General features: G+C 71.6%; 6 protein-coding genes. 3 read left to right on the top strand and 3 right to left on the bottom strand.

The genetic code is table 11. The features are described 5' to 3' along the window. Positions 1-60: 60 nt before the first annotated feature. Genes ACFC0D_RS37860 through ACFC0D_RS37850 form a run of 3 tightly spaced genes read right to left on the bottom strand, consistent with a single transcriptional unit; the run spans position 61 to position 3666 of the window. Positions 61-669: a TetR/AcrR family transcriptional regulator gene (locus ACFC0D_RS37860; RefSeq protein ID WP_362363558.1), complete on the bottom strand. Its 609-nt coding sequence runs from the start codon at positions 667-669 to the stop codon at positions 61-63. A gap of 44 nt (positions 670-713) precedes the next feature. Then, entirely contained in the window at positions 714-2801 is a 2088-nt protein-coding gene (locus ACFC0D_RS37855) for a YhgE/Pip family protein (RefSeq protein WP_376446504.1), read from the bottom strand. Then, positions 2773-3666 carry an ATP-binding cassette domain-containing protein gene (locus ACFC0D_RS37850; protein WP_376446502.1) on the bottom strand — a complete coding sequence of 298 codons (894 nt, stop codon included), beginning with the start codon at positions 3664-3666 and terminating at the stop codon, positions 2773-2775. Before ACFC0D_RS37850 ends, ACFC0D_RS37855 begins: the two co-directional genes overlap by 29 nt. A 167-nt stretch (positions 3667-3833) precedes the next feature. Between ACFC0D_RS37850 and ACFC0D_RS37845 the strand changes: the two genes are divergently transcribed. From ACFC0D_RS37845 to ACFC0D_RS37835, 3 genes are all read left to right on the top strand, one after another. Further along, entirely contained in the window at positions 3834-4364 is a 531-nt protein-coding gene (locus tag ACFC0D_RS37845) for an SAV_6107 family HEPN domain-containing protein (RefSeq protein ID WP_376446499.1), read from the top strand. A 78-nt stretch (positions 4365-4442) separates the two neighbouring features. Further along, a complete protein-coding gene (locus ACFC0D_RS37840) occupies positions 4443-5231 on the top strand; it encodes a class I SAM-dependent methyltransferase (protein ID WP_376446496.1) in 789 nt (262 codons plus the stop codon). A gap of 303 nt (positions 5232-5534) precedes the next feature. Continuing rightward, positions 5535-5939 (top strand): DUF3040 domain-containing protein, encoded by a 405-nt coding sequence (locus ACFC0D_RS37835; protein ID WP_376446494.1) that lies wholly within the window; start codon positions 5535-5537, stop codon positions 5937-5939. Positions 5940-5978: the final 39 nt, after the last annotated feature.

Raw genomic sequence — 5978 nt, 5'->3', positions numbered from 1 at the left:
GTATAAGAGACAGGGGGGATCGAGCCTCGCCGTCCGGCGTTTCGTGCTGTCCGCGGTCGGTCAGCAGCCGCCCACGCGCCCGTGCAACAGCCGCGACAGCGCGCTGTGCACATCGTCGATCGAGCGCTCCCGCTGGAAGGCCTGCCAGTCGAGGGCGGCCACCAGCACCATCCCGACCAGCGCGGCCGCGGAGAGCGGAATGTCGATTTCCTCGCTCAGCTCGCCGTTCTCGACGCCCTCGCGCAGCACACCCTCCACCACGGCGACCGCCTGCTGACGGACGACCAGGAGGGTCGAGTTCCAGGCCCGGTTGGTGCGCCACAGCTCGGCGACGTACAGCTGGGTGAAGGCCGGATAGCGGTCGATGAAGACCAGACCCGCCCGGATCATCGCGTCCAGCGCGTCGACCCGGCTCCCGCCGCGCTCCGTCGTCTCCTCGGCCGCCGTCCTCAGAGAGGCGGTGAGCAGGGCGACTCCGTGCCGCAGCAGCTCCTCGAAGAGCTCGGTCTTGCTCTTGAAGTTGTAGTAGACCGTGCCCTTGGCGACACCCGCGCGCTCGGCGATCTCGTCCACCGTCGTCGCCGAGAAGCCCTGCTCGGCGATGAGCGTGACGGCGGCCTCGTAGAGCTTCGCGCGCGTGGCCTGGCGTCTGGTGCTGCTGCTGTCCATGGGCTCGATTCTCACAGGTCTCGCGGGGGTCACAGAGGCAGGTGTCACAAGGACAGATCGGGGTGGAGCCGGTCCAGGGTCCACACCTGCTTGCGCCGGGCGGAGACCGCGGTCAGCGCCAGCGCGCCCACGGTGAACGCCGTCAGTACCGCGACCGCCTGCCAGACCGGTCCGATCCCGCCGCCCGAGATCAGCCGGCGCAGCGACTCGACCACGTAGCTCATCGGCAGGAACGGATGGATCGCGTTGAAGAAGCCGGGACTGGTCTGAACGGGGTACGTGCCGCCCGCCGAGGTCAGCTGGAGCATCAGCACGGCGAGCACCAGGATCCGGCCCGCCGCGCCGAAGCGGGCGTTGAGCCACTGGATGATCGCGGCGAAGCAGCAGGTCACCAGGGCGAGGAAGCCGACGGTCCCGGCCGCCCTGGCCATCTGGAGGCCGAGGCCCCAGTGCAGTACGGACATCAGCGCGGCGACCTGGAGCAGCCCGATGGCCGCGACCGGGAGCCAGCCGGCCAGGGCGATCCGCCAGGCGGATGCACCGGCGGCGAGGGCGCGCCGGTTGAGCGGCTGGATCAGCATGTACGCCACCATCGCGCCGACCCAGAGGGAGAGCGGGATGAAGTACGGGGCGAAGCCGGTGCCGTAGTTGGGCGCCTTGTGGAGCGACTGGGATGCGAGTGCGACCGGGTCGGCCATGACCTCCGTGCGCTTGTCACGCTCCTGCTTGTCGTAGTCGGGGATCTTGGCGACCCCGTCGTTCAGGCCGGTGGCCAGCTCGCCGGATCCGTCGGCCAGCTTGAACAGACCGCCGTCGAGGTCCCCGGCGCCCTTCTTGAGCTTGCCGACACCCGTGTCGAGGTTCGTGGAGCCGGTCTTGGCGCTCGTGAGGCCGGTGTGCAGCTCGTCGGCGCCCTTGGCGACCTTCAGGGCGCCTTCGTTCAGCTTGTTGATCTTCTTGACGGCGCCTTCGAGGTCCTCGTCGAGGTGGGGCGCGGCCTTGGCCAGGTCCTCTGCCTGCTTCTGCAGGGTGGCGAGCCGGCCGTCGAGCTTCTTCAGGTCGCCGTCGCTGTCCTTGGTCAGCTCGTGCAGGTCGTCGGCGATCTTCGCCACGTCGTCGGCCGAGACCTTGGCCTCCTTGAGGACCGGGCAGGCCTTGGGATCGGGCAGCGGATTGTCCACGCACTCCTTCTTGTGGAGCGCGTCCAGGTGGTCGTCGGCCAGGTGGGCGGCGGTCCGGGCGACCGGGGCGCGGCGGACGACGTCCTCGAGGTCGTGACGCACGGCCGCGGTCGAGTCGGCGACCAGCCGGGCGGTGTCGCCGATCGTCTTGCCGTTGTTCTTCAGGTACGGGCGGACCTGGGCGGCCCGTCCGTTGACCTTGTCGGCGAGCGCCTGGGTACCGTTCGCGACCTGTCGTGAGCCGGTCTCGAGGTCGCCCGCGCCCTTGTCGAGCTTCTTCAGGCCGGTGGCGAGGTCGCCACTGCCCTTCTTGGCGTCCTTCAGGCCGTCGGCCAGGCTCTTCGAGCCCTTCTTCGCCTTGTCCACGCCCTCCTTGAGCTCACCCGCGCCCTTGGCGGCCTCGGCGGTCGCGTCGTGGATGTCGGAGAAGGAGATGAAGATCTTGTCCAGGAAGGTGCGCGAGGACTTGGTGGAGGCGGCGGTGCGGACCTCGGAGAAGACCGTCCGGGAGATCTGCCCGACGATGTAGTTGTTGGCGTCGTTCGTACGGACCTGCAGCGCGCCCGTCTCGGGGGCGTCGCCCGAGCTGGAGGCGATCCGCGTGCTGAGGTCGCCCGGCATGGTCAGCGAGAGGTAGTACGTCCCGTCCTCCACGCCCTCGCGGGCCTCGGCGTCGCTCACCTCGTGCCACTGGAAGACCTTGCTGTCCAGCAGGCCCTTCGCGATGTCGTCACCGGCGTTGATCTTCTTGCCGTCCGCGGTCGCGCCCTTGTCCTCGTTGACCAGGGCGACGGGTATCCGGTCGAGCCTGCTGTACGGGTCCCAGAAGGACCACAGGTACAGCGCGCCGTACAGCAACGGCAGCAGCAGGATCGCGACGAGCGCGGCCCGCGGCAGCTTCCCCCTGCCGAACCGCTTCAGCTCAAGCGCGGCCAGTTTCGGCGAGCGCATCGGCTGCCCCCTCCTCGATGGTGTCGTCCTCGGTGGTCGTGTCGTCCTCGGTCGCGCGCGGCCGGTCCTCGGCCGCGGCGTCGGTCTCGTCCTCGGCGGGGACCTCGGTCGCCCCGTCGGCCGTGTGCTCGGTCCGGCGCGGCTCGTCGTCGGCCGCGCGCGGCGCCGTGGTGATCTTCAGGGCGTTCTCGGGCGCCTCGCTGCAGACGGCGAGCACGGTGGTACCGGCGTCGGCGATGGAGCGCAGCAGGGCCCAGGCCTCGGCCCGGTCGGCGTCGGAGAGCTTCAGATCGGTGTCGTCGAGCGCGAGCAGCCGGGGCCGGCCGATCAGCGCCAGGGCGATGGACAGCCGCAGCGCCTCCAGCCGCTCCAGATCCCGTACGGAGGTCCGCTCGCCCTTCGGGAGGGTGTCCAGGTCGAGCCCGGACGCCTCCAGGGCCGCGTCGATCCGTGCCTTGGTGGCGGTCGCCCGCTCGGCCGGCGGCCGGAGCAGGGCCCGTACCGAGCCGTCGTAGCGGCGCTGGAGCAGGGCGCGCTCGCGCAGGTGCTCGGCGACGGTGAGCGCCGGGTCGAGGTCGCTGACCCCGGGCACCGGGCCGAGCGCGCTGATCCGGCGCACGGCGGCCATCTTGCGGGGCAGAAGGAGCCCCGCGACCTCGGCGTGGCCCTCCTGGGGCTTCATCCGGCCGGTCAGCGCCAGCAGCAGACAGGTACGGCCCGAGCCGGACGGCCCCTCGATCGCGACGAGCGAGCCGGGCTCGGCCCGGAAGCCGACCTCGCGGAACACCCAGCCGCGCGGCCCTTTCAGCCCGAATCCGTCCGCGACGACGGCGGCGCCGTGCGGCTCCTCCGGCTTCGCTTCCACCGGTCCACCCCCAGAATCCCCAGTTTTTGAACTGACCAGTCAGTTCAAAAACTTACCCCCGAGTCGGCGGCCCAGGCAAAGCCGCAGGTCAGAGGGATTGTCAGTGGTGCCCTTCACGATGGACACATACGGACACAGAGCCGTCACACGACGACAGGAGGCTCGTCATGACCAGCTCCTCCGCAGCAGCCGCACCGCGGCGCCGCGCCGCCGGCCGCCCTGCCCCCGCACTGTCCGGACCGCCGTCCGACGTCCACCCCGTGCTGCGCCGCTCCACCGCGCCGCCCGCAGCACTCGACCTGCTCGCCCAGGCCCGCGCCGGCCTGGAGGAGGCCGTCGGACACGATGTGCCCAACGAGCGGTACGCCACCGCACACCTCGCCGCGCTGCGCACCGCCGCGGCCGTGCTCGCCGCCCGCGGCCGCCCCGAGACCAACCCGCGCAAGCGCGCGCGGATCAGGAGCGCCTGGGAAGTGCTCCCCGAGATAGCGCCCGAGCTGACCGAGTGGAGCGCCCTGTTCGCCTCCGGAGCGTCCCGCCGGGCCCGGGCTGAGGCGGGCATACCCGGCGCGGCGAGCCGCCGGGACGCCGACGACCTGATCCGGGACGCCGCGATGTTCCTGCGCCTCGTCGAACGGCTCCTCGTCCTCCAGCCCGTGCTGCCCCGTCAGTCCGGCGCCGAGGAGGCCACGGGGTAGCCGCATGTGAGCGGGGGAGCACGCCCGAGGCCATAGGGTGGGAGCCGTTCGTGCACCGTCACCGAGGAGTCAACAACCGTGTCGGACCCTTCCCCTGTCTTCGGTCGAGAGGCGTCGTCGCGCCCGTCGCGCGCCTCCCTGCGTACGGCCGTCGTCTGGGACGTCCTCAAGGACGCCCTCGACCGCCGGGTCAAGGCCACCGGGCAGGACGGCCTCGACGTCCTCGACACGGGCGGCGGCTCCGGGAACTTCGCGGTGCCGGTGGCCCGCCTCGGCCACCGGGTCACCGTCGTCGACCCCAGCCCGAACGCGCTGTTCGCGCTGGAGCGCCGGGCCGCCGAGGCCGGCGTCGCTGACCGGGTGACCGGAGTCCAGGGCGACATCCGCGGCCTGTTCGACGTGGTCGGGCGGGAGGCGTACGACGTGGTGCTCTGCCATGGCGTCCTGGAGTACGTGGACGACCCGGCCGAGGGTGTACGGAACGCGGTGGCGGCGCTGCGGGCCGGTGGCGCGCTCAGCCTGCTCGCCGCGGGCGTCGGGGGCGCGGTCCTGGCCCGCGCGCTCGCCGGGCACTTCACCGAGGCCCGCACCGCCCTGAGCGACCCGTCCGGGCGCTGGGGCGACGGCGACCCGGTGCCCCGTCGCTTCACGGCGGACCAGCTCGGCGAACTGGCGGGCGAGGCCGGTCTGGACGTCGGGGCGGTGCACGGCGTGCGGGTCTTCGCCGACCTCGTCCCCGGCGTCCTGGTCGACACCGAGCCCGGAGCGGCGGAGGCCCTGCTCAAGCTGGAGGCCGCCGCCGCCGAGCTGCCGTCCTTCCACGCCATCGCCACCCAGCTGCACGTCCTGGGCGAGAAGCGCGCCTGACACCCGCCCGGCGGCACGTCCGGGGCCCGGCCCCGGACGGCGCGCACCGTGCTGATCAGCGACGCAGCCGCACATGGAGTACGCCACAGGCCCCCCGAACGGGGAGTTCGCCCCGTATGATCGGGGGACACCATCCGGCATGACAGGCCAGGCGCTGGGGAATCAACGCTTCAGCAACCGAACCGCATGGCGGCCCGGATTGGCGATTTGGCGTTGAGGGCGGGTTTCACGGGGACGATTCCCTGCCTATCCTGAAAGGGCCGCATCCCGGTCGCCCCCGCGACCGACGACTAGGAGGACTCCGTGCCGCTCTCGGAGCACGAGCAGCGAATGCTCGAGCAGATGGAGCGAGCGCTGTACGCCGAAGATCCCAAGTTCGCGACAGCGCTCGAGGGAAGCGGACTGCGTACGTACACCCGGCGACGGGTCTACCAGGCAGTCGTCGGCTTCCTGGTGGGTATCGCGCTCCTCATGGCTGGAATGGTCGCTCAGCAGTGGTGGATCAGCGTGGTGGGTTTCCTCGTCATGCTGGGCTGCGCGGTGATGGCCGTTACAGGCTGGCGCAAGGCGCCCAAGCCGGGTGAGCAGCAGGCGACGGGCGGATCGGCGGCCGGTGGCCGTCAGGCCCGTCAGCGCCGCTCGATGATGCATCGGATCGAGGAACGGTGGCAGCGCCGCCGGGACGAACAGCAGGGCGGCGGCCACTGACGGCGCCCTGAGGGCGAAGCCCTCCCCACGACACAGAGC

It is taken from the genome of Streptomyces sp. NPDC056222 (genome assembly GCF_042264065.1).
Taxonomy (GTDB): domain Bacteria; phylum Actinomycetota; class Actinomycetes; order Streptomycetales; family Streptomycetaceae; genus Streptomyces.
This window is presented reverse-complemented; position numbering and strand designations above follow the sequence as displayed.